The organism is Yokenella regensburgei, from assembly GCF_051486985.1.
Lineage (GTDB): Bacteria > Pseudomonadota > Gammaproteobacteria > Enterobacterales > Enterobacteriaceae > CBFFRJ01.
Genome location: NZ_JAHVDV010000049.1, coordinates 1 through 22,554, shown reverse-complemented (window position 1 = coordinate 22,554; position 22,554 = coordinate 1). Strand labels below are relative to the sequence as shown.

Sequence of the window (22,554 nt, the reverse complement as noted above, 5' to 3'; positions counted from 1 at the left end):
AGGGAAACAGGTGACCGGGGCATAATCTCTCCCACGGGCTCAGAGGCACCAGGGCCAGGGGATGCTCACCGGTCACCTCCCGATGATCAGTCGGGGATCTTCTCCGGCTGAGCGGAGAAGATCAAGACATAAGGGCCGGGGTGAGGGGAGCAGACCGCACCCTTCCCTCAAATCCAGACCCGCTTCACCCTCTCATTCTTCCCTGACATTCTCATTACCGTACCTCATATAAGTGATCCCCGTAGCACACTGAAGTAAATGCCCGGTTTCATAACGAAATTCCTATGTTTCAACGTTGTTAAAAGTGACGAAGTGTTCTAGAAACAAAATGTAACATTTACTTTTACGCACACGGATAATCGCTATGAATAACTCAGGGAAATACCTTATATGGGCGTTGCTCTCCGTTGTCGGCGCGTTTGCTCTGGGCTACATCGCGCTGAATCGCGGTGAACAGATCAACGCGCTGTGGATAGTCGTTGCCGCAGTTTGTATCTATTTGATTGCCTACCGCTTTTATGGCTTATACATCGCTAAAAACGTCCTGGCTGTCGACCCGACCCGCATGACGCCCGCTGTGAAATACAACGATGGGCTGGATTACGTTCCCACAGACAAGAAAGTGCTGTTCGGTCACCATTTTGCCGCGATAGCCGGGGCAGGGCCGCTGGTCGGGCCGGTACTGGCCGCACAGATGGGCTATCTGCCGGGGATGATCTGGATCCTCGCCGGGGTGGTTCTCGCCGGAGCGGTGCAGGACTTTATGGTGCTCTTCGTCTCGACCCGCCGTGACGGTCGCTCACTGGGTGAACTGGTGAAAGAGGAGATGGGGGCCACCGCCGGGGTTATTGCGCTGGTGGCGACTTTTATGATCATGGTGATCATCCTCGCGGTGCTGGCGATGATCGTGGTAAAAGCGCTGACCCACAGCCCGTGGGGAACCTACACCGTTGCCTTTACCATCCCGCTGGCGATTTTCATGGGGATCTATATTCGCTACCTGCGTCCCGGACGCATCGGTGAAGTCTCCGTCATTGGCCTGTTTTTCCTTATTTTCGCGATTATCTCCGGCGGCTGGGTGGCGGAAAGCCCGACCTGGGCGCCGTACTTTGATTTTACCGGCGTACAGTTGACCTGGATGCTGGTGGGTTATGGTTTCGTGGCGGCAGTATTGCCGGTCTGGCTGCTGTTGGCCCCGCGTGATTACCTCTCCACCTTCCTGAAAATCGGCACCATTATCGGCCTGGCGATTGGCATTCTGATTATGCGTCCGACGCTGACCATGCCGGCGCTGACGAAATTTGTCGACGGCACCGGGCCAGTCTGGACGGGCAACCTCTTCCCGTTCCTGTTTATCACCATCGCCTGCGGTGCGGTGTCGGGCTTCCATGCGCTGATCTCGTCCGGCACCACGCCGAAGATGCTGGCGAACGAAGGGCAGGCCTGCTTTATCGGGTATGGTGGCATGTTGATGGAATCCTTCGTGGCGATCATGGCGCTGGTGTCAGCCTGTATCATCGATCCGGGCGTCTACTTCGCCATGAACAGCCCGATGGCGGTGCTGGCACCGGCAGGCACTACCGATGTCGTGGCCTCTGCCGCCCAGGTGGTGAGCAGCTGGGGTTTTAGCATCACGCCGGAAGCACTGAAAAATATCGCTGATGAGGTGGGGGAGCAGTCGATCATCTCCCGTGCGGGCGGTGCGCCAACGCTGGCGGTGGGCATGGCCTACATTCTGCACGGCGCGCTCGGTGGCATGATGGATGTGTCGTTCTGGTACCACTTCGCCATTCTGTTCGAAGCGCTGTTCATTCTGACGGCAGTGGATGCCGGTACCCGTGCCGCACGCTTTATGCTACAGGACCTGCTGGGGGTGATCTCTCCGGGGCTTAAACGTACCGATTCACTACCGGCGAACCTGATTGCCACGGCGCTGTGCGTGCTGGCCTGGGGTTACTTCCTCCATCAGGGGGTGGTCGATCCGCTTGGCGGCATTAACACCCTCTGGCCGCTGTTCGGCATTGCCAACCAGATGCTGGCAGGCATGGCGTTGATGCTCTGCGCTGTTGTGCTGTTCAAAATGAAGCGTCAGCGTTACGCCTGGGTGGCGCTGGTGCCAACGGCCTGGCTGCTGGTCTGTACCCTGACCGCAGGCTGGCAGAAAGCCTTTAGCCCGGATGCGAAAGTGGGCTTCCTGGCGATTGCCAATAAGTTCCAGGCGATGATCGACAGTGGTACTATTCCGGCGCAGTACACCCAGTCTCAGCTTTCCCAGTTGGTGTTCAACAACCGTCTGGATGCCGGGCTGACCATCTTCTTTATGGTGGTTGTGGTCGTGCTGGCATTTTATTCAGTGAAAACCGCAATGGCGTCACTGAAAACTGCCGCGCCAACCTCACAGGAGCGTCCGTTTGAGCCGATGCCGGACAATCTCAAAGAGATTGTGAACCAGGCGAAAAGCGCACATTAACCTTTGCCCTCACCCCGGCCCTCTCCCTGTGGGAGAGGGTATTAATGTTCCCTCTCCCTGTGGGAGAGGGGTAACGAGAGATGAAATATGTTCGACACCCTTTCGAAAGCAGGCAAATACTTAGGCCAGGCCGCCAAAATGATGATTGGCGTACCGGACTATGACAACTACGTGGAGCATATTCGCCAAACGCACCCGGACCAGACGCCGATGACCTACGAGGAGTTTTTCCGTGAGCGTCAGGATGCCCGTTATGGCGGTAAGGGCGGAGCAAAGTGCTGTTAGCCCCCTTTGGGCAAATCGCGTGCAAAGGTACGCAAGTCATTGAGTTGGACTCTCAGAGAGGAGAGTCCTGTGTCCGGTCATACATATACTCTCTACACGTGCCCTGACGTCGTTATGCACTCTGTTTCCCGTTCAGCCTGTTCAGTGATGAAACCGGCCTGCGGTGAGTGCGGCAGTGTATCCCCCTTTTAGCCGTTACTTTGTTTATGAGGTTCAGGTTATATCTGCTCCTGGCAGGAAGCAGTCCGCCTTGAGAGCACTGTCGGGTGCGGGCGGCGAGCGGGTACGCAGTCCAGCGAACGAGGGTAAAAAAACCGCCTCGCGGCGGCTTTATCACTCTTGCCAAAAACTCAATTGTATAAGTCGGTACGCCGGTCTGGTTGAAGCTTGCCATCCCCTTATACTGCGGCAACACCGCCATCAACGAAAAGCTCATGTCCGGCGACGAAGCTACTTTCGGCAGAGGCTAGGAAGAGAACCGCGCGCGCCACTTCGTTCGGCTCCCCTAATCGCCCAAGCGGAACGCCCATGTTCAAAGCGTCTTCGATGCCTGGATTTGAGTCGAGGTAACCTCTTATGAGAGGTGTTTCTGTACCGCCTGGAGATACAACATTTACACGGATACCTCGCTCTTTAAGATCGCTCGTCCAGCTTCGCGCGAACGAGCGCACCGCTGCCTTACTTGCGTTATATATCGACTGGCCTGGCAGACCTTTACTCCCGGCGATAGATCCGTTCAGGACGACAACGCCCCCTGACTGCATCAACGGTAGTGCTTGCTGTACAGTCAATACCACGCCCTTCACATTGACGTTGAAGATAGCGTCAACGTGCTTGCTTTCAATCGCATCGAGGTGAGCGACTTCATGAATGCCCGCATTGGCGAATACGACATCTACCTTTTGATAGTCTTGTTGGATCCGGTGGTAAAGCCTGCCGACAGCGGCTGAGTCAGTAACGTCACCCTGCACGCCGACCGCGCCGTGACCAATCTCTTTCACTGCCTCATCAAGCTGTTCTTGCCGACGCCCCGTAATGTAGACGTGGGCACCTTCGATGGCGAAAAGTTTTGCCGTAGCGAGGCCGATGCCATCACTGCCCCCCGTTATCACGACAACTTTATTTTCAAAGCGTTTAGTCATTTCGCAGCCCTTAGTTAAGTGGAGTGTTGCTCCACTTATAATATGGAGGCATACTCCACTTAACAAGCAGCAGGGGAAAATAAAGTGAGTGACGAACCAATCCTTCGGGCAGATGCGCAGAAAAACCGCGCACTTATCCTGTCTGCCGCCGAGGCGCTATTTCTGAAAAAAGGGGCGGGGGTTGCGCTTGAAGAAGTAGCCAAAACCGCAGGTGTCGGAATCGGTACGCTTTATCGTCGTTTTCCCACCCGTGAAGCGCTCTTTGCCGCAACCAGCAATGAACGTTTCCTGTCGCTGGCTGAAAACAGCCGGCTGCGCGATGCAGAGTTAACGCCTGTCGTTGCGGTAAGAACTTTTCTTGAAGAGCTGGCCATCTACACGAGCACCTATCAGAGTCTTGCGGCTTCAATTGGAACGGTCATTAAATGCGGAACACCCGGTTGTAATGCAATCACAGCAGAAGGGCACCGGTTGCTTCAGCGTGGGCAAGAGACAGGTACCCTCCGCCGCGATGTTACTTTCGAAGATTTTATCTACGTGATAACCGCCATCTCTATCGCCATCGAAAATGATCGCTCATCGGTATCCCGTATCGGTCATCTGGTGGATTTATTCCTCAACGGCATAGCAGAGAAAAAATAGAATTCGCCAGGTGCTGCCTGGCGCCCTCTGTAGGGAGCAGGTCACTTATCGTCGGCACGCATCACCAGCCAGATACCGATCGCGGAAATCACCATCCCGAAAGCCATCTGCCAGGACAGCGGTTCATCGAACATGGCCCAGGCCCAGAGCAAGGTAATGGGTGGGCTCAGATACAACACACTGGCAACCCGGGTGGGGGAGCTTCGTTTCAGGCAGAGCCAGTACAACCCGTAGCCGCCAAAGGTCGACAGGCCTACCGTCCACAGCACGCTCATAGCGAAGCCGGCAGTGGGAACGGGTGTCAGACTGCCCTGGCTGCCCTCTATGGCCGCGAAGGCGAAACACGAGACGAAACATTGCAGCCAGAGGTTGGGGAGTAAATCCATTGAGTGTGAGCGGCTGAGGCGTTTCTGCCATAACGTGGCTACGGCAAGTGACAGCATGCCTGCCACCGGCAAGCCGTATGCCCACAGCGGTGCCTTTCCCAGCTCCAGCACGTCAAGGGTGACCCATATCACTCCGATAAGGCCAACGATCAGCCCGAGCCAGACTTGACGCACTAAGCGTTCCCCAAGAAAAATGGCCGCCAGCAACGCCATGCCCAGCGGCAGCAGATCCGCGCACAGGGCCACCAGTCCCGCCGGAACCCCGAGCGCGATGCCCTGCGTCACCCCTGACATATACCCGGCCATTGCCAGCAGTCCTATCCCCGCATTGCTCAACAGGACCCTAAAAGGCGTCTTCAGAAGGGAGTTATAGACGAAGGGTAATAAGACAACGGAGACCACCACGCAACGCCAGAAGACAACCAGCAATGGCGGAGCGTAATCAATGGAAAATCGTGCGCCAATAAACCCTGAACTCCAGGCGAGCAGCAGCCCGGCCTCCAGCAAGGGCAGCGGCAGGGTCTGGCGCCAGCTATGACACGATAATTGTTGAGGTTGAATCTTAGTCGTTTTGCTCATTCCAAAAGGCTAAGGAACCAGGATAATCTAGTAAATCAAAATGTCTTGTAGCAGTTGTTCACAAGGATTGAATTATGACCGCCATTCTTGATATCGATCTGTTGCGCACTTTTCATGCCGTGGTGCGAATCGGCAAATTCAGCGCGGCAGCGAGGCACCTGCATAAAAGCCCGGCGGCGGTGAGCGTGCACATCCAGCGCCTTGAAACGGTGGCTGGCGGCAGGTTGCTTAATCGCGATAATCAGTCCGTTAGCCTTACGGTGTTGGGTACACGGCTGTTAGGCGCGACTGCCGAACTCTTACGTCAACACGATCAGGTGTTGGCTGATCTTCATGGCCCCGATCTGGCGGGGCGGATCATGCTGGGCGTTCCTGACGAATACGCAGCTCAAGTCATCAGAGAGATATTGCCGACATTTACCGCGGCCTGGCCGAACGTGGTGCTGGAGCTTAAAATGGGAACGAGTTATGTACTCAGAGAGTGGGTTGAGCGCGGTAATTTAGATGCCGCCGTTATCGTTCAGCATAAAGAAGAAACCAGCCGGGACATGCATGTTTTGATGTCAACTACACCAGTCTGGGTTAGTTCAGTAAGTACAGACATGACGCTTAACGATCCATTGCCTCTGGCCGTTTATTCAGCCCCATGCATCTACCGCGAGGCCATTACTGAAACACTTAAAGCAACAGGTCGGCGTGCGCGCATTGTACTTGAGAGCCACTCCAGTCAGGCGGTGCATGCGTGTGTCGAGGCAGGGTTAGCGGTTAGCCTGATAGATCGTGCAAAAGTGTCCCGACGTATGCAGATTCTGGAAGGGATGCCAGTCATTCCGGATCATAACATCATATTCATACGCAGCGCCGCATCTGGTGGGAACGAAGCCGTGGAGTTACTGGCCCGTGCAATGCAGCAGTCATTCCGTCTGTAAGGGGGGGTATTGGCGTGCAGGTGCAATGCAGATACAGAGCGGTAAGACTGTCAGGTGCGCTATGGGCGAAAAATACCCGGAGGCACAACGCTCTCCGGGCTGGCGGTCAGTTAAATTTTAGCGCCGCTTGCGGGCCTTGTTCCAGCACGGGACCCTGCTGGGTTTTGATCCGTACTGCTTCTCCTTTCCCGTTCACATAGCGTGCCTGCACGCCATATTTCGCCTCAATATCAATATGATGAAGCGAGACGTCTTGCACTGCAGATTCCGGTAAGCCGCTAAAAATCATGGCGTGATCCGCATTCGTGGCGGTGAGATTCGAAATATTGACGCCGCTGATTTTAGGCGTTGTCGCCGTAACTTGCGCGTTATCGAGCGCGGAAATGAGCGTGTTGCCTTTGGCGCCGGACTGACCACTGTAGCTGTTGGTCACCAGAATCGGTGTGGCGACATTCGTCATCGTCAGATTTTCGGCGACCAGCGGACCGATGGTGTTGCCACGATCCCGTGCGGATTTAATTCGCACCCCGTTTTCGGTATTGATAAAGGTGACATTACTGACCGTCACGCGGCCAATACCGTTGGCGGTTTCACTGCCAACCGATATGCCGTGACCGTCGCGCATGACAGAATCACGCACGGTAATATCTTTAGAAGGTGCAGCAGTCCCCGGCACCAGGCCAGATTTGATAGCAATGTTGTCATCCCCCGTGTGGATATCCATCTTCGAGACAGTCACATTGCGTGACGAGACAATATCCATACCGTCAGTATTTGGCGAGGTGGTCGGGTTATTAATACTGACTTCATGCACTTCAATATCGGCGCTGTTGCGGATAACTATGTTCCACATTGGCGAGTTCGTCAGATGAAGTTGTTCAATCTTGCCGCCGGTAACGTTATTAAATTCAACAAACCACGGGCGAGGCGCGCCATTTGCCAGTGGAATGCCAGGGAAACGATCCGTAAAGGCTTTGGGGTTACCGCTGCGTACTTCGGCCCGGATTTTCAGTGCCTCCGGCCACCAGGTCTTTTCTCCATCACCATCCAGCGTACCCCCGCCTGTTATCGCAACATTGTGCACGTCACTGGCAAAAATAAAGGCTTCGTTCGCCCGTGCCGGGTGGCCTATAAAGGCCTGCACAAACTTGCCTTCCTGGTTGTTCGCTTTCAGTGTGGCGCCTTTATCGATCTGGAGTGTGATGTTGCTCTTTAGCTGCAATGGGCCGCTGAGCCATACGCCCGGGGAGAGCCTTACCGTGCCGCCGCCGCGTTCGCTGCATTGTTGAATTGCCTGTTGGATAGCGTGCGTATTGAGGGTTCTGGCATCGCCTTTACCACCAAAAGATTCAGGAATACAAGATGTTGGCGCAGCCTGCGCAGCGAAAGATGTCATGGCACCACAGCAGAATAATGCCAGCAGAGATTTATTCATAAGGCCTCATAGTTATTAGTCAGACATTAGAAAATTCAAGGTGCAGGTTGACGGACCGTTGAGCAGCTTTTCACCGCAGGTGACAGCAGGAACCAGTAAATTGTCTGTCAAAAAATTTTGGTGGGAGTGGCGAAATCCACTAACGTGACGATTTGTTCAACAGCACACCCTGAAGATTCAGAATCATAAAGTGCCCAACCATCAAAAAATGTGAGGCAGCGAATAATAAGCCATTGAGTAATATCAATTATCTCTATTATCAGATAATTCTTGTATGGATATTATATATCGGGGACCGTTGCCGCCCCTGCACCCTCTCCGACCGTACTTATTGTATAAATTGAAAAATGTTCGTTTTTGGCACGGAGCGGGCACAGGTGCTGCAAGAGCTGCTGTGAGCGGGTAACGGAAGTTCGTAATTTATCCCCTAGTTGATGATGCGTGTTAATAAATGGGGAGCAGGTCACGCGTATCAGGTATAGGGGGAAAAGCATAGTAGATATCTAATCAGTAGTGATTGAAGTGGCCCGTCAGCAGGGCCATGAACTGAATGCCGGCAGCTACGTTGCCGCGTGGCCGGAACGCTCGCCGAAAAGGCGTGTCACTGCCAGCGCATGACCGCTCCGGAAAATCGATGGAGCAAGCCTGCGCCCCCGGAGATAATCCTTCTTCATGGCGCTGCTGGTGGCCATGTAATTTACGAGTTTCTCTTTTCTGTGGGAGAGAAATTGCCAGAAACACCGGCAGGGCGATATCTGGCAATAAGATGGGTTTATTCGCAGGAGGCGTAAAACTCTTCTTTGCTGTTTCCATACCACGCAGAGCATTTCTGTGCTGTTGTGGGTACCTTTACAGTGGCAGTTTTATGTATTCCCTTATACTGGCAAACAAGAAATACGGACGTGTTATGCTCCTTCGCATCATCCTGTGAGTCCTGAAGTGTCCATACCATTTCTTCATCCGTATCCGGTAATAGTGAAGCCCTTTCTTCTGGCGGCCCGACGAAAACATCAACTAAATTCATCCGGTGTGTTTTGTTACCTTCTTTTAAAACAGGCGGGCAGCTTACTTTTTCGGCAAAAACAGAACTGGAAAAAAGCAAGGCCACGCTACCTGAAATTAATGTTTTACTCCACGACATAGTAATTCCCTCCGACGTTTTCGGGACGCAGTTGCTGAGTGAATCGGATAGTTCGCTGACTGACAGAGTGAGGTGTTATTATTTTTTCGCCTCGTCTATCGGTACCCTGTCCATCCACTGATCCAGAACCTGAATCCCATTTTTATCCTGTCCAGGATAAATTGCTGCGTGGGATCTGCCATCAGTATGATTTCCGTATCGACCATCGACATCAAACGTTGCTATTGCTGTGCCGGGGGCAATCAATCTATTTCCTTTAACCAGAGCGCCGCGTCGCCATGCCGCCGTTCGCGGCATATTGGCTGCCTTTTGAGTAAATGCCACACACTGTCCACTGCCAACAGATTGCCCGATATAAGCCCGTGGGGTTTCCGCTATGTAAGCCATTTCCTTTGTTTCACTGTGGATTAGTGCGTCCATATTCTTTTACATGCCAGATTACAGACAAGCGGGGAATGAGTGAAAGTATCCGATTAAGATTATGCCTGGTCTGCGTCGAAATTTATTCTCCTGCCGAATCAGAAATGACGACAGCGGCCAGAGGGCTAAGGCGCATAGTTAACCGCGTTGCTAATTTGCAACTCACTACGACGTTGGCGCACACACTCGTACAGCAATCACTAGTTCGTCGATAACCCGCTTCAGCTCTTTCTGAAGACGACGTATCCCGACCTGAGCATCTGACTTTTCTTTATTAGTGTTAGGATCCGGACCGTACTTCTTTATCCAGGCATGAAGGCTGTGGGTGGTGATAACAAGACGTGTTGCAACGCTGGAAACAGAATAACCGCGATTAATAACCTGTTTGACTGCTTCAATTTTAAACTCTTCGGGGTAACGCTTACCGCTAATGGGCACTCTCCTCACGTCATCTTAAATGACTCTGGGGTGTCTGTTAAACCCGTGGTGATTCAGTGACCCATTTCCGCAACCAATGTCCAGAATATGTCCTCCTGCTGGCAGATAGCTTGCAAACCAGTCAAGCCATTGTTTTTCAGACAAATCGACAGGCCGCATGCTTTCGAAAGCTGAAGCATTTCTTTCATAAAGAGAGATTACTGCGTTGAAAGTTTCTTTTTTCGTCATATTCCTTTCCAACATTCTGAACTGACATCATTTGCTAATGCAATGTAGCAAGCCTTTCAGAAGGAGTATGCCTGCACAATAACAGGGGGCCGAACAGCCGATGAAGCGATGTATCAGCATAATTCATAGCATTAAAATCCGCTTCTGGCCCAAGGTGGACAGGGGCGCTGAAGGCCCGCTTAGCGCGGCGGGCGCGCCTTCAGCCCGTTTTTTATAGCCCCAGTAAAGGCAGATTTTTGCCCGCTGAGAGCGGGTAAATTTTATGCGTTGTCGGAACGGTTTCTGTGCTTTCAGGCGGCAAAAAAACACTGTCAGATTCACAGAACCTCAACCACCTCAAATTCTTCGGCGATCAGTTCCATATCATCAGAGAACACTCCCGCCCGGGTAAAAAAACGCTGATGCTCTTTCCGCCAGTATTCGAGGCTTAAATCGCCTTCGCCCTCTTTGCGGGCAAATTCCGCAGTAACATCACAAAAACGTACCAGTCGCAGTGAAACCAATCGGATAACGCATACAGGTACATCCTGACCATCAAGGATGATGTTATAGCTACCAATTTGGGGTGCGGACTCTTCCTCCTGATAAGAGACAAAAGATCCACATGAGGCGGTTTTCATCCCTCTTGTAACCAGGGCCGCGAGTTCATTGGCCAGTGCCTGACTGTCACCCATTTGCCAGGCATTCGCGCCTGGATACTTCTTTTTTAATCCATCAATCCCACACATCAGAAGACCTTTTTATTCGCCTGTTAACAACGCAATCCCGGAGCTGTTTTGCGCATCGATTTACCGGACATTAACATTGCTGCTTACATCCTGGTATCTCATTCCGGGAGTGCGCGTTCAGCCATGACCCCGTGGCCTGCCTGATTAACGGGCGAAGTATTCTACTTTTTCAAAGGCCGCACGCAGCCTCGCCGGACTCAGTTCACCCGGCAGGTAATGGATGGACTCGACCGGGCGCAAGGTATGCGCTATCACCCGGTCCAGCTCGTCGCGGTTGTTGATGTCCACCTCCAGCGCCGCCAGCGTGGTGGGCAGGTTAAAGCGCTGGTATGCGTTCACTAACTGTGCGAGCACTTCGTCCTGTCCAAGCAGGGCGCTCTGCACCAGAATGCCGTAGGCCACTTTAGTGCCGTGGAGGAACTTCTCCGTCTGCGGCAACACCGTCAGACCATTGTGCACGGCGTGCGCCGCGGCAACCCGGGTGTAACGTTCGCCCAGCCCGCCGACCATACCGCCGCCAGCGATAATCGCATCCACCACATCCTGAAAGGCCTGCGTGACCTCGCCACGCGCCTGATCCGCCAGCGCCTCTTCGCTGCTGGCAAGCAGCACATCGCGGATCGCCAGCGCGTTGTTAATCCCAAGGCGTACCGTCAGTGACAGATTTTCAGGCTCAGGCGCCAGAACCACCGCTTCATACCACTTTGCCAGGGTGTCACCGATCCCTGCGAGCAGGTACTCCGCCGGGGCATTCAGAATGATGCGCGGCTCAACCAGCACCAGGAAATTGGCATCGTCAAAGATTTCAAAATGCAGCGCCTGACCGGCATCGTTGTACCAGACCGATAGCGGCGTCCAGGCAGCGCAGGTTGCGGCGATAGTCGGAATCGCCACCACCGGCAGACCTAAACGGCGCGCCACCGCTTTGGCGGTATCGAGCAGCGCACCACCGCCCACGCCAATCACCACCGTGCGATCGTCACCGGACAACTGCGCCAGCTCCGCCACATCGTGCTCGCTGCAATGGCCTTTGAACAACAGATGCTTCGCGCCTGGTGCGTTAAAGCTCTCCGGCAGGAACGGGCGCGCCCCTTCGATGGCGCGCTCGCCATAAATCCACACCGCACGCGACAGCGCCTGGGGGCTATAGAAATCATGCAGATGCGCCAGACTGCCCGCGTGGGAGAAATAGTTGGCCGGGCCGGGAACGACGCGAATATTAGTGTTGCTCATTTGTTGTGTCCTTGTGTACTATCGCTATCCAGATGTTATGTCTGGACATCCGGATGGCTAATATTATTTTGCTTTATCTTATGCCTTTTCCGTCGTTGCCAGTCAAGGCAGGCTGTGAAAAATTCAACAAATAAACTTATTTATCAGGAACTCGCGTCGGATGAGCCTAAACCACCTCGACATGCGCAACATCAGCCTCGCGTTTGGCGGCTTCAGCGCGTTATCGCACGTTGATTTCACCCTCCGGGGCGGCTCGGTGCATGCCCTGACAGGCGCTAACGGGGCGGGAAAATCGACGCTAATGGCGGTGCTGTGCGGCACGCACGGTCATTACGAAGGTGAGATAGTCATCAACAATGTCCCTGTGAATATTCGCACCCCGCGCGATGCCAAACAGTCAGGCATTCACCTGGTCCAGCAGGAAGTGGACGTGGCGCTTATCCCTGGTCTGTCGATAGCAGAAAACATTATGCTCGACCGTCTGGCGGAGGCGGGTCATCGCTGGCGCTGGGGCGAAATGCGCCAGCTTGCGCAGCAGGCGCTTGCCCAACTGGACGTCAGCATCGATGTGCGCCGTTCTGTCGATACCTGTTCGCTTGCGGAAAAACAGCAAATTCTGCTGGCGCGGGCGCTCTCTCACCACTGTCGTTTTCTGATTCTGGACGAACCCACCGCCCCGCTCGATAAGCACGAGAGTGAGCGCTTGTTCACCGTGGTGCGCCGCCTGCAACAGCAGGGCATTGGCGTGGTGTTTATCTCCCATCGCATCCATGAGCTGAAAGCCATCTGCGACACCCTGACCGTGCTGCGTGACGGCAAGCTGATTGAGTCAGGCCCGATGGCGGAACTCAGCGGTGAGCAGATCGTCGAGAGGATGCTCGGTCATGAACTGAGTGACATCTACCCGCCGCGTCGCCCGCCGCACAGCGATGAGGTGCTGTTAAGCATTGACGGCCTGCACGATGAACAGCTACTGAAAGATATCTCTCTGCGCCTGCGCAAAGGGGAGATTCTGGGGATAGCGGGCCTTGCCGGAGCCGGGAAAACCGAACTGTGTAAAGCGCTGTTTGGGGCCAGCAAAAGCAAAGTGACGCGCGGCGAACTCAACAGTCAGCCGTGGCGGCCGCGTGACCCGGCCGATTCGGTGACGCGTGGCATGGCGCTGGTGCCGGAGGAGCGGCGCAAAGAGGGCATCTTCATTGATGAGCCTGTCGCCATGAATCTGGCGGTCAGCGCCGACCACACCTTCTCCCGCTGGAGCCTGTTTGGCCATCGTCAGGCCTGGCGCTGGGCGCAGGAGGTGATTGCCCGTGTTGGCGTGCGCACCACCGGTCCCGGGCAAACCTTACGTCGTCTTTCCGGCGGTAACCAACAGAAAGTGGCGATCGGCAAATGGTTGCGTGGCAATGCTAACGTGGTGATTTTTGACGAGCCGGCCAAAGGGGTGGACGTGAAAGCCAAAACCGATCTGTTTCAGCTGATTGACGGGCTGGCGCGGGAAGGGAAAGGCGTCATTTATGCCTCCGGGGAGTTTTCTGAACTGGTGGGATTGTGTGACCGTATTTGTGTGCTCTGGGACGGGCGCATTGTGGCAGAAGTGAAGGGCGAGGAGGCCCGCGAAGAGACCTTACTTTATTTTTCTACCGGAGGAACGGCAGCGTGAGCAAAGCCCTTTCAGTGAAGGCTGCGGTGTCACCCCGTCAGCAGTTTTTCGATTTTCTTTATAAATGGGGCATGCTGCTGACGGTTGTCGCGCTGGTCGCTATCTTTGGCCTGGCGTCAGATAACTTCCTCGACCCGTTTAACATCATCAATATCCTGCGTTCTATTGCCATCGTCACGGTGATTGCCGTCGGGGTATCTATCTCTCTGACCATCGGCGGCTTTGACCTGTCGGTCGGTTCCACCGCGTCGCTCGCCAATGCGCTGGTAATTTCACTTTTCGTCTGGCATGGCTTTGGCACCACCGAAGCCATCCTGGTGACGCTGGCGCTCTGTACGCTGGTAGGGCTGTTTAACGCCTTTTTAATTGTGGTGTTGCGCATTCCCGACATGCTCGCCACCCTCGGCAGCCTGTTTGTGATCCAGGGCGTGGCGATGACTTACAGCTACGGCGGGTCCATCACCCAGAACATGGTACTGCCGAGCGGCGAGATGGCAGAAGGGGTGATCCCGGAGGCCTTTGGCCTGCTCGGGCAGGTACCGGTCATCGTCATTATTATGCTGGTGGTCACTGTGGTGGCGCAGCTCGCGCTTTCACTGACTACCCACGGTCGTCGCATGTACGCCATTGGCGGCAACCCGGAAGCGGCGCGTTTATCCGGCATTCGTACCACCCGCTATAAGGTGGCGGCCTATGTGATTGCCTCCCTGTTGGCCGGTCTTGGCGGCATTCTGCTGGCCTCTCGCATCGGCTCGTCTCAGGTCAATGCCGGTGGCGGCTATCTGATGGATGCGGTCGCGGCGGCGTGGATCGGTTTCTCGCTGGCCGGTTCCGGCAAGCCCAATGCGCTCGGTACGCTGGTGGGCGCGGTGATTCTCGGTGTGCTGTCGAACGGGCTGGTGATGCTCTCGGTTCCGTATTACGCCATGGACATTATTAAGGGGCTGGTGCTGGCCGGTGCCCTTGCGTTGACTTACTTCCAGCGTCGTTAATTATTCAGGGGATAACAGATGAAAAAGATAGCACTCTCTTTACTGACGCTGGGATTACTGAGCGCGCTGCCGGGCTATGCGGCAACACCGGCACCGGTTCCGGAGGCCATCGCCAGCCATAACGGGCCGATCCGCATTGCGCTTATCCGCAATCTCGGCTCCGATGACAACACCACTCAGTTTGTTTCCGGGGCGTTGCAGGAGGGCAAAAAACTCGGTTTTAAGGTGAGCACCTTCCTCAGCAACGGTGATGATGCGAAGTTCCAGGATTTTATCAACCAGGCTATCAGCCAGAAATATGACGGGATTATCCTCTCTCAGGGGCGTGATCCGTACTCCACGGCACTGATCAAAAAAGCGGTGGATGCAGGCATTAAAGTTTCCGTCTTTGATACCGCTGTAAGCGGTGAGATTCCGGGCGTGACGGTGACTCAGCAGGACGATGCCTCACTCACCAGACTCTCCTTTGGCGCGCTGGCAAAGGATTTCAATGGTAAAGCCAATATCATCAAACTGTGGGTTGCCGGTTTCCCGCCGATGGAGCGCCGTCAGGCCGCTTATGCTGAGCTGCTAAAAGAGTACCCTGGCATTAAAGAGCTGGAGTCCATCGGTGCGGTCTCGTCTGACGTGCAGGGCGACACTGCCAACAAAGTGGGCGCGGTGCTGGCGAAATATCCGAAAGGGCAGATTGATGCCATCTGGGGTACCTGGGACGCCTTCAGCCAGGGCGCTTACAAAGCGCTGAAGGAGAATGGTCGTACTGAGATCAAACTCTACAGCATCGACGTCTCCAACCAGGACCTGCAACTGATGCGTGAATCCAACAGCCCGTGGAAAGTGAGCGTGGCAGTCGATCCGAAGCTGATTGGCGCCACCAACGTGCGTCTAATCGCCAACAAAATTGCGGGCGAACCGACACCGGCAACCTATGACTTCAAAGCGGCTGCCATTCCGCAGGCGCTGCTGGCGGCTCAACCCGGCGCGGTGAACGTGGCATCACTGGCGAAAATTATTCCAGGCTGGGGCCAGACCGAAGACTTTATCGCCCCGTGGTTCGCCACTCTCGAAGCCAAAGCGAAGTAACGGATGCTTTTCTCGCTCTCCCCGTGGGAGGGCGGCTTGCTTTTCTCTTTCCCCGTGGGCGGTGTGAATGCGTTTTGCTCCTCTCGCGGTGGGCGGTGTGAATGCGTTTTGCTCCTCTCGCGGTGGGCGGTGTGAATGCGTTTTTCTCCTCTCTCCGTGGGCGGTGTGAATGCGTTTTTCTCCCTCTCCCCGTGGGAGAGGGTCGGGGTGAGGGCAACAAACCGCCCCCCCGCTTAAAAGGAATACTTATGGCAACAGAACTCCCACGCCCGGAATACAGCCGCAACATGCGGCTCATTGGTCATAGCGACCAGGGCGGACGCCCGGATGGCGTACAACTGATGGTCCACCGTGGCTTTGCCTACATCGGTCACATGGTCTCTCAGGGCTTCTCCATCGTCGACGTGCGTGATCCCAAAAATCCCAGACCGGCTGGTTTCGTTCCGGCACCGCCCGGCACCTGGAACGTGCATTTACAGGCGCATGACGATCTCCTGCTGGTGATCAACGCCCGCGATCTGTTCGCCGATGCCCGTTTTGCCGATGAGAAGGTCTACTACACCCGCTCGGTCGGTGAGACGGTCAGCGACGTAGAGGACAGAGGCTGGAGCGCCGGGCTGCGTATTTTTGATATCTCCACGCCGGACAAACCGCGTGAAATCAGCTTCCTGTCGCTCAGCGGCATTGGTATTCACCGCATCTGGTACGTAGGCGGGCGCTGGGCCTATGTCTCTGCGCTGATTGACGGCTTTAGCGATTACATTTTTCTGACCATCGATCTGGCCGATCCTCGTAAGCCTGAAGTGGCGGGGCGCTGGTGGCTACCCGGCATGAACCAGGCGGCAGGCGAAACGCCGGACTGGGAAACAGGCAAACGCTATGCGCTGCACCACGCGATTATTGCGGGCGACACCGCCTATGGGAGCTGGCGTGACGGCGGGCTGACGCTGCTGGATGTGAAAGACAGAACGGCGCCGAAGCTTATCAGTCATCGTAACTGGAGTCCGCCGTTTGGCGGCGGCACCCATACCGCGCTGCCGTTGCCGGATCGCGACCTGCTGGTGGTGCTTGATGAAGCGGTACTGGATAACCAGGAGGATGGCGAGAAGCTGATCTGGCTGTTCGATATCCGCGAGCCGTCAAATCCAGTGAGTATCTCCACCTTCCCACAGCCGGATGAGAGTGATTATGTGGCAAAAGGAGCGCACTTCGGGCCGCACAATCTGCATGAAAACCGTCCGGGGAGTTTTGTCAGTTCAACGCTGATTTTTGCCACCTATCAGAATGCTGGTGTGCGTGCCTATGATATTTCCAATCCGTATCGTCCGGTGGAAACCGGTGCGCTGGTGCCTGCGGCACCGGAAAAAATGATGGATACGCGGCCGGGCCGTACGCAGGTGATTCAGTCCTGTGATGTGTTTGTCGATGCGCAGGGGATAATTTACAGCACGGATTACAATGGTGGTTTGTCGGTGATTGAGTATTTGGGGTGAATAAACCGCTCTCCCGGCAGAAGAATGCTGCCGGGAGGGTGTGAGATTTATTCTTTATAGCCATCCATTTTTAATAATGCGTCAAGCACATTGAGATCAACTGTTAAATCCTGCACATCATTTTCCAGTAGATTTAAATATTGTTTTTTGAATGCGGATTCAAGTGCATTTAACGAGGCTAGCATTCCTTGATTTACAACTTCATCTTCGGGATTTTGTTTTGTGATTTTTAAATAGTTTTGGATGATTTTATTTAAGTACGGAAGGTATCGGTTTAAAAAAGCTTTACCTTGTATTTCATCACGTTTATCTTCTTCAATGGCGCACATAATATTTTTAGCCAAAACTGCTATTTCAATGATTTTCGTGCTTAAATATGGTGCCATGTTTTGGCTGGAACATTTTAATTCGGTGATAAGATTTGTGTAGTTAATGCTTTTACTTTCCAGGATATCTTCGGTTTTGCCATTATCATTAGCATCAATCTTTGTTGGCGTTGATTTAGGTTTTGTTTCAATAAATCGGCCAAATTCGAGCAGGAAAATTACTGAGAAAATAATATAGTAGATAATGGAAATTTCAGGTAATGCTGCAAAGTTATATAAGGTTACAGAAATTATAATTAGTGTTATTCGTGTTATGGTCCATGCATCATGTTGATGGTCTGGATGCAATTCAGTGAAAGATAGCAGCATTGAATTCATTAGTGCTATCCAAAGTGGCATAATTATTAGCATTCCAAAAAACAAAGAAATCGCACCGGCTATGCTTGAGATAAACATATGTTGGATTTTCTTTTTTTCATAAAAAATAACAAAGAAAGAAATCCATAACATTATTAATATCAGTGCCTGAATGTCATCATTTGTCAGAATTAGCTTCTTTGTGTTATCGCTCATATCTGATATTGCAACGATATAGATCAGCGCTACCGCAAAAGAAATGAATGCGTATGCACCGAGTTTTACAATCTTTTTGAGTATATTAAAAACATTTTTCAATGTTTTCATCGTTACTTCCTCTTCAGATGTGGTTTGCATTGCGTTGATTTCCGGCAATGGATGCCAACCGCGCTTTGAGGTTGTGTTCCATAACAACTAATTCTTTTTCGACGGCAGTACGCTGAACACGAGCTTCATCTACAATAGAAACGGTTGACTCTATCGCATTTATTAGCTGGGTCTGCACTTCACGCAGTGTTTCAATGTCTACAACGGAACGTTCAACCTCTCTGGCGATTTCGACACTGCCTGAATTAAGCAACTGTGCATTTTTTCTGAGCATTTCGTTGGTTGCGTTGGAAATATCTTTTTGTAAATGCACTGCGTTTTGTTGGGTATTGAGCGCAACAGCCAGGACAATTTGGCTTTTCCATACTGGAATGGTTGAAAGTATGCTACTTTGAATTTTCTCCACCAGCGAACGGTCGTTGTTCTGTATGATACGTATTTGAGGTGCAGTCTGGATAGCGATGGTCCTGGAGAGTAAGAGATCATGAATCCTGCGTTCGAAACGATTAATTCTTTCTACCAGGTCAGTTACATATTGCGCATCTGAAGCGTCACCAGTCAATTGCACTTTCTGTTGTGCCGCTGGTAATTCATTTTCTTTTACTAACGATAGCTTTTTCTTCCCAGCAACAATATATCTGTTTATTTGGATAAGGTAGTCACTGTTATGAATGAATAGTTCCTCAAGAAATGATATATCTCGTAGTAGGGCTAATTTTGCTTGTTCGAGTTGCGCGACAATAATTTCAACATGCTGTGAGAGAGTCTGATAATCTAAAATTACGCGATGCACGCTTTCGAATAGATGACCAATTAGTGGTATTCTGGTTAGCACACTTTTTTTATTATTGAAGGCAGTAGGTTCTATGCGTTTAATGTGAAGAAGTAAATCAGTCAATTGCTCACCGATAGCGCCAGCATCTTTTGCTCGAACATGTTGCATCAATGTGTCAGAGAAGTTTGCAATACCTGCCATTGCTTTTACACCCCATGACAAGGAAAGGGTCGGATCGCTAAAGTTAATTTGGTCTAACAGAGATTCGATCTCTTTTTCTTCGCTTTCATTCAGAGTGATATTTTCTGTTTTGGTAGTCGTAATTAATACATCTGATGAATTATTGTTACTGGTTTCATTCCTTGAAATCATGATTTGTACCTTCCGTTATACTGTTTTTTAAAAATTAATGGATAGGGTAATCGAATATTTGTTGAAAGTGTAGCGGCGTGTATATTGATAGCAAGGCAATATTTTTCTTTGCCGCACAATCATCATTGCTAACAATGAAATACACTCAGATGGAAGGTAAAGGAATGGTTCTGGGTAATATAAATCAAAAAACGGATGAGACTCAGCAGGAAATCCATTTCGGTGTGAGTCCAACGAAATAATGACTGGGTTAACGTTTATTAGATTACCCCTTTGCTTAGGGTATAAAAGCAAAGGGGGGTTTATAACGTCAATTCTTTGCTACGAAACACTCAACTATACTGACGTACTCTCGCCACCAGCTCCTCCACGCTATCAATGCGTGGAGCAATCACAATCAGCACCTTACCGAGCGCAATGGCATGGCGCTGGCACGCATGACGCATGTCGTCATCGGCAATGGTGTCGATATCCGCCACATGCGACAGTCCCACGATGCGGCGAATCAGCTCGGTGCCGCAGAAGCCCACCGCATCGGCCCAGACTTTCCTGAGAAACTCAGAAGCATAGCCCGGCGCATTCAGCGCGGCGTCCTGGGTTTTCTCGCGGGCCAGTGTCTGGAAACGTTCCGCGAAGGTTGCCCAGAGTTGCTGAATATCTGTAAGACGCTGCTCACGGGCGGCGGCGGCATCGCGGATGCCCAGGTGACCCGGCACACCGCAGTAGTTCAGCAGCAGGTTACCGATGGCGGTCCCGATATCAAAACCGATGGGGCCAAAGTAACCAAACTCGGCGTCGATGGCCTTCAGGCTGCCTTCGGCGACAAAAATGGAGCCGCTGTGGATATCGCCGTGCAGCAGGGCTTCAGCATGGGAGAAGAAACGGTGCTTCAGCGAGGCGACCGCCAGCTGCAGTTGGGTATCCTGACGCAGCGCATCAACGTCAGCTTCGAGCTCGGCGGGGTAGTTATTGCGCTCGTGAATTTGATAAGGATCGTTGAAGAACAGATCTTCAGTGATCTCACACATTTCCGGGTTAATAAACTGCGCCACCTGGGCTTTTTTGACATGCGGGTGCAGGTAAAAATCGCTGGTATGGAAAAGGGTGTGCGCCAGGTACTCACCAAGCTGGCGTGCCGCCTGTGGATAGTAGACGTTTTTAATCAGCTCCCCGCGCCAGATGCGATGATCGGAGAGATCTTCCATTACCATCACCGCCAGCGCCGGGTCGTAATGGAGAATATTGACCGTATGCTCCGGCGCGTGTTTGTAGTGCTCCACCAGGGTCTGCGCTTCCAGGCGTGCGCGATCCAGCGTCAGCGGCCAGGACTCGCCCACGCAGCGCACATAGGGCAGCGCCTGCTTAACGATAATGCGGCTTACACCCCTGGCGTCGAAAATTTTGAACACCAGGTTCAGGTTCCCGTCGCCGACCTCCTGCGCTTCAACCAGTTCGGACGGATTGTCCAGACCACCAAATTGTTGTGCGTATGCCACAGCATCCTGGGCATTGAAGGTACGGTATTGCGACATTGCCAGATCCTCTTGTTCTTATGCTAATAAAGCCATTCAGACGTCTATACATCTGGAATTCATCCTGACACAATACGATACAACAACGCAACAGGGATTTAACGCAATGCAGACATTACAGACCACCAGCCTGCGGGTTGTTGATAACCAACTTTTTATTCTTGACCAGCAGGCCCTGCCGCAGGAAAAACGCTGGCTGCCCGCGGATTCTGTCGCCCTGCTGGTAGAGCATATTCATGCGCTTCGCGTGCGGGGCGCGCCGTTGATTGGCCTCTCTGCCAGCCTGCTACTGGCCCTGCTCGCGGAGAATGGCGAAGACCGTGACACCCTGGCGCAGTCGCTGGAGACTCTGCGTGCGTCGCGCCCGACGGCGGTCAATCTAATGAACAACCTTGACCGCATGAAGCTGGCGCTTGCGCAGGAGAACTTCGTCCCCGCGCTGGTGGCAGAGGCGTTGCGCCTGATTGAAGAAGATAAAGCCTTGTGCGACAGCATCGCGCAGGCGGGCAGTGCCCTTGTGAAACCGGGCAGCCGCCTGTTAACGCACTGTAATACCGGCGGGCTGGCGACGGCGGGTGTTGGTACTGCGCTGGGGGTGATTGCGCTTGCCCATCAGCAGGGCAAGGTGGCGAATGTCTGGGTGGATGAGACGCGTCCGTTGTTGCAGGGCGGGCGATTAACGGCCTGGGAGCTGGGTGAGCTCGGCGTGCCTTATCAGTTAATTACCGATTCAATGGCCGCCAGCCTGATGGCGAAAGGGCAGGTGGATGCGATCTGGGTCGGGGCAGACAGGATTGCTGCTAACGGCGACGTTGCCAATAAAATTGGCACCTATTCACTGGCAGTGCTGGCAAAATTCCACGGCATTCCATTCTACGTAGCCGCACCGCAGACCACGCTTGACCCGAACTGCCCGAACGGTGAGGCGATCCCTATCGAGCAGCGTGCTGCGAGTGAAGTGACGGGTGTAGCCGGGAGCTTTGGTGCCGTGCAGTGGGCACCGGAAAATGCACGGGTTTATAACCCGGCGTTTGACGTGACGCCTGCTGCCCTCATCAGCGGCTGGGTACTCGACAGCGGCGTGGTGACGCCGGAGCAGGTCAGTGCCGGGTTTTTCAGGCGCTGAGTGGTGATTGCCCCTCACCCTGACCCTCTCCCCAAAGGGGCGAGGGGACCGACCGAGCGGCTTGAGGCCTGTGTCTCTCCTGAAGAGATGTGAGAGCCGATGCAGGGTGCGGTGGCCTGCCTTTCTCCCTCCCCCTCAGGGCTGAGAGATCCCCAGTAATATGACGTTCTACAGCGATACCACGGCGAAATGAGAATTAAACCGTCACCGCGATGACAGGGTCCGGCTGAAAATCGATGAGGCGTTGACGGCTGACCGGGGCCGCCCGCAGGGAAGCGGGCGGAGGGGATAGCCTGCAGGGAKGCAGGCTGGTCCCCGACCCGATAGTCAGACGACATAAGACGACAAAATTGCCGGGAGCGATTTTGAATAGCGCCTGCGCTAGCCCTGAAAGGGTGAGCCCCAGGGATGGGGCGAATAATGCCGCGAAGCGGCGATTTTCCTTGCCGGGA

General features: G+C 53.4%; 20 protein-coding genes and 2 pseudogenes. 9 read left to right on the top strand and 13 right to left on the bottom strand.

Annotated features, from left to right (window positions below; translation table 11 throughout):
• The first annotated feature begins 364 nt into the window (after nucleotides 1-364).
• Together cstA and KXR87_RS22310 are read left to right on the top strand one after the other, a co-directional pair.
• Nucleotides 365-2,470 carry a pyruvate/proton symporter CstA gene (cstA, locus tag KXR87_RS22315; RefSeq protein ID WP_437434383.1) on the top strand — a complete coding sequence of 702 codons (2,106 nt, stop codon included), beginning with the start codon at nucleotides 365-367 and terminating at the stop codon, nucleotides 2,468-2,470.
• Between the two features lie 87 nt (nucleotides 2,471-2,557).
• Entirely contained in the window at nucleotides 2,558-2,755 is a 198-nt protein-coding gene (locus tag KXR87_RS22310) for a YbdD/YjiX family protein (RefSeq protein WP_437434382.1), read from the top strand.
• 398 nt (nucleotides 2,756-3,153) lie between these two features.
• Here KXR87_RS22310 and KXR87_RS22305 read toward each other — a convergent pair whose 3' ends face one another.
• Nucleotides 3,154-3,897, bottom strand: coding sequence for an SDR family NAD(P)-dependent oxidoreductase (locus KXR87_RS22305; protein ID WP_437434381.1), 744 nt, complete (start codon nucleotides 3,895-3,897; stop codon nucleotides 3,154-3,156).
• Nucleotides 3,898-3,981: 84 nt separating this feature from the next.
• Between KXR87_RS22305 and KXR87_RS22300 the strand changes: the two genes are divergently transcribed.
• Nucleotides 3,982-4,539 (top strand): TetR/AcrR family transcriptional regulator, encoded by a 558-nt coding sequence (locus KXR87_RS22300; RefSeq protein WP_437434380.1) that lies wholly within the window; start codon nucleotides 3,982-3,984, stop codon nucleotides 4,537-4,539.
• A 41-nt stretch (nucleotides 4,540-4,580) separates the two neighbouring features.
• Here the strand turns inward: KXR87_RS22300 and KXR87_RS22295 are convergent, their stop codons facing one another.
• On the bottom strand, nucleotides 4,581-5,504 hold the full coding sequence (locus KXR87_RS22295) for a DMT family transporter (RefSeq protein ID WP_437434379.1): 924 nt from the start codon (nucleotides 5,502-5,504) through the stop codon (nucleotides 4,581-4,583).
• A 74-nt stretch (nucleotides 5,505-5,578) separates the two neighbouring features.
• On the opposite strand from KXR87_RS22295, the gene KXR87_RS22290 reads away from it, so the two are divergent.
• The gene (locus tag KXR87_RS22290; RefSeq protein ID WP_437434378.1) at nucleotides 5,579-6,433 is read left to right on the top strand and encodes a LysR family transcriptional regulator; all 855 of its coding nucleotides are present in this window, start codon (nucleotides 5,579-5,581) and stop codon (nucleotides 6,431-6,433) included.
• A 106-nt stretch (nucleotides 6,434-6,539) separates the two neighbouring features.
• On the opposite strand, the gene KXR87_RS22285 is transcribed toward KXR87_RS22290, so the two are convergent.
• The 7 genes and pseudogenes from KXR87_RS22285 to KXR87_RS22255 form a co-directional block, all read right to left on the bottom strand.
• Nucleotides 6,540-7,868: a glycoside hydrolase family 28 protein gene (locus KXR87_RS22285; protein ID WP_437434377.1), complete on the bottom strand. Its 1,329-nt coding sequence runs from the start codon at nucleotides 7,866-7,868 to the stop codon at nucleotides 6,540-6,542.
• 772 nt (nucleotides 7,869-8,640) lie between these two features.
• A complete protein-coding gene (locus KXR87_RS22280) occupies nucleotides 8,641-9,009 on the bottom strand; it encodes an STY0301 family protein (protein WP_437434376.1) in 369 nt (122 codons plus the stop codon).
• A gap of 78 nt (nucleotides 9,010-9,087) precedes the next feature.
• Entirely contained in the window at nucleotides 9,088-9,429 is a 342-nt protein-coding gene (locus KXR87_RS22275) for a BPSL0067 family protein (RefSeq protein ID WP_437434375.1), read from the bottom strand.
• A gap of 204 nt (nucleotides 9,430-9,633) precedes the next feature.
• Nucleotides 9,634-9,861: pseudogene (locus KXR87_RS22270) on the bottom strand (transposase); the annotation flags it as partial.
• 21 nt (nucleotides 9,862-9,882) lie between these two features.
• On the bottom strand, nucleotides 9,883-10,095 hold the full coding sequence (locus KXR87_RS22265) for a hypothetical protein (RefSeq protein WP_437434374.1): 213 nt from the start codon (nucleotides 10,093-10,095) through the stop codon (nucleotides 9,883-9,885).
• 317 nt (nucleotides 10,096-10,412) lie between these two features.
• Nucleotides 10,413-10,823, bottom strand: a complete 411-nt coding sequence (locus KXR87_RS22260) for an ASCH domain-containing protein (RefSeq protein ID WP_437434373.1) — start codon at nucleotides 10,821-10,823, stop codon at nucleotides 10,413-10,415.
• A gap of 144 nt (nucleotides 10,824-10,967) precedes the next feature.
• Nucleotides 10,968-12,056 carry an oxidoreductase gene (locus KXR87_RS22255; RefSeq protein WP_437434372.1) on the bottom strand — a complete coding sequence of 363 codons (1,089 nt, stop codon included), beginning with the start codon at nucleotides 12,054-12,056 and terminating at the stop codon, nucleotides 10,968-10,970.
• A 160-nt stretch (nucleotides 12,057-12,216) separates the two neighbouring features.
• Here KXR87_RS22255 and KXR87_RS22250 point away from each other — a divergent pair, with 160 nt between their 5' ends.
• The 4 genes from KXR87_RS22250 (at nucleotide 12,217) to KXR87_RS22235 (ending at nucleotide 17,287) form a co-directional block, all read left to right on the top strand.
• Nucleotides 12,217-13,719: a sugar ABC transporter ATP-binding protein gene (locus KXR87_RS22250; protein WP_437434371.1), complete on the top strand. Its 1,503-nt coding sequence runs from the start codon at nucleotides 12,217-12,219 to the stop codon at nucleotides 13,717-13,719.
• A complete protein-coding gene (locus tag KXR87_RS22245; protein WP_437434370.1) occupies nucleotides 13,716-14,711 on the top strand; it encodes an ABC transporter permease in 996 nt (331 codons plus the stop codon). The genes KXR87_RS22250 and KXR87_RS22245 overlap by 4 nt, the downstream gene beginning before the upstream one ends.
• 18 nt (nucleotides 14,712-14,729) lie before the next feature.
• A complete protein-coding gene (locus tag KXR87_RS22240) occupies nucleotides 14,730-15,794 on the top strand; it encodes a sugar ABC transporter substrate-binding protein (protein ID WP_437434369.1) in 1,065 nt (354 codons plus the stop codon).
• A 248-nt stretch (nucleotides 15,795-16,042) separates the two neighbouring features.
• A complete protein-coding gene (locus tag KXR87_RS22235; RefSeq protein ID WP_437434368.1) occupies nucleotides 16,043-17,287 on the top strand; it encodes an LVIVD repeat-containing protein in 1,245 nt (414 codons plus the stop codon).
• A gap of 47 nt (nucleotides 17,288-17,334) precedes the next feature.
• Here KXR87_RS22235 and KXR87_RS22230 read toward each other — a convergent pair whose 3' ends face one another.
• From KXR87_RS22230 to mtnK, 3 genes are all read right to left on the bottom strand, one after another.
• A complete protein-coding gene (locus KXR87_RS22230; RefSeq protein ID WP_437434367.1) occupies nucleotides 17,335-18,297 on the bottom strand; it encodes a 5-bromo-4-chloroindolyl phosphate hydrolysis family protein in 963 nt (320 codons plus the stop codon).
• 13 nt (nucleotides 18,298-18,310) lie between these two features.
• A complete protein-coding gene (locus KXR87_RS22225) occupies nucleotides 18,311-19,444 on the bottom strand; it encodes a toxic anion resistance protein (protein ID WP_437434366.1) in 1,134 nt (377 codons plus the stop codon).
• Nucleotides 19,445-19,776: 332 nt separating this feature from the next.
• Nucleotides 19,777-20,976, bottom strand: a complete 1,200-nt coding sequence (gene mtnK, locus KXR87_RS22220) for an S-methyl-5-thioribose kinase (protein ID WP_437434365.1) — start codon at nucleotides 20,974-20,976, stop codon at nucleotides 19,777-19,779.
• Between the two features lie 106 nt (nucleotides 20,977-21,082).
• Here mtnK and mtnA point away from each other — a divergent pair, with 106 nt between their 5' ends.
• Complete coding sequence (mtnA, locus tag KXR87_RS22215; RefSeq protein ID WP_437434364.1) at nucleotides 21,083-22,102, top strand: S-methyl-5-thioribose-1-phosphate isomerase; 1,020 nt, start codon at nucleotides 21,083-21,085, stop codon at nucleotides 22,100-22,102.
• Between the two features lie 196 nt (nucleotides 22,103-22,298).
• Here mtnA and KXR87_RS22210 read toward each other — a convergent pair.
• Nucleotides 22,299-22,554: pseudogene (locus tag KXR87_RS22210) on the bottom strand (hypothetical protein); the annotation flags it as partial.